This window comes from Xenorhabdus sp. SGI246, from assembly GCF_040838225.1.
Classification (GTDB): Bacteria; Pseudomonadota; Gammaproteobacteria; order Enterobacterales; family Enterobacteriaceae; genus Xenorhabdus; species Xenorhabdus indica.
Window position 1 is genome coordinate 1 of record NZ_JBFPEZ010000013.1, and the last position, 1,137, is coordinate 1,137.

The window sequence follows — 1,137 nt, forward strand, 5'->3', positions numbered from 1 at the left end:
ACCGTGCTGGAATTGAGAGGTGAAGCGTGGATCCTCACAGATTTCCGGCTTTATAGTGCCTAAGCGGGAAGCTTGTTGCTCCCTGATAACTGGAGGAACCACCCATGAAACATACTCCTTTTGGCGTCGATATTGCAAAACATTTGATGCAAATTCATTTTGTCGATGAATACACCGGCGAGCTTATTGATAAGCAACTCAGACGGCAGGATTTTTTAACCTTTTTCAGTCACCGCGAGCCTGGCCTGATTGGTATGGAAGCCTGTGGCGGTGCGCATTATTGGGCTCGGGAGCTAAGAAAACTAGGGCATGAAGTGCGTTTGCTTCAGGCGCGGTTTGTCAGGGCATTCAGGATGGGCAATAAGAACGATGTTCAGGATGCCCGGGCTATATGGCTGGCCGTTCAGCAGCCCGGCAAATCAGTTGCCGTCAAAAACGAAGAACAACAGGCCATTCTGTCATTACATCGGATGCGTTACCAATTAGTGAAATTCAGAACCGCGCAACTCAATGCGCTACATGGTTTGCTACTGGAGTTCGGTGAAACGGTGCATAAGGGCAGAACCTCATTGGATAAAGCGATACCGGAGGTACTTGAGCGGCTAAGGGAAAAACTGGCCCCTTTCCTGCTCAGTCTTCTTGAAGAACAATACCACCGCTTAAACGAAATCGATGAACAAATTGAGCAGGTGGAAAAGCACCTGATGGCGTGGGCAAAACAGAATGCCGATTGTCAGCGGATTATGAAAATTCCCGGTGTCGGCGTGCTGATTGCCACCGCCGCCATCGCCACGATGGGCGACCCCAGCGCATTCCGATCCGGCAGAGAATTTTCGGCCTATCTGGGATTGGTGCCGAAACAGACAGGAACGGGAGGCCGGGTTAAATTACTGGGGATCAGTAAACGAGGGGATACTTATCTGAGAACCTTGTTTATTCACGGAGCAAGATCGGCCGCCTTACTGACTAAAACGCCCCCGGTGTGGGTAACAGAATTGAAAAAACGACGTCCACTCTGTGTAGCGATAGTCGGCATGGCCAATAAGCTGGCCCGTACCGTTTGGGCACTGGTCGCTCACCAACGGGAATACCAAAAAGATTACGTCAGTGTCAGGCCTTATTAAGGCGTTTCACTGT

Annotated in this window: 1 protein-coding gene; it reads left to right on the forward strand. The window is 50.4% G+C overall.

The annotated features are described in order from the left end of the window. Positions 1-104: 104 nt before the first annotated feature. Complete coding sequence (locus tag ABLA85_RS03650; RefSeq protein ID WP_367961463.1) at positions 105-1,124, forward strand: IS110 family transposase; 1,020 nt, start codon at positions 105-107, stop codon at positions 1,122-1,124. The last annotated feature ends 13 nt before the right edge of the window (positions 1,125-1,137 follow it).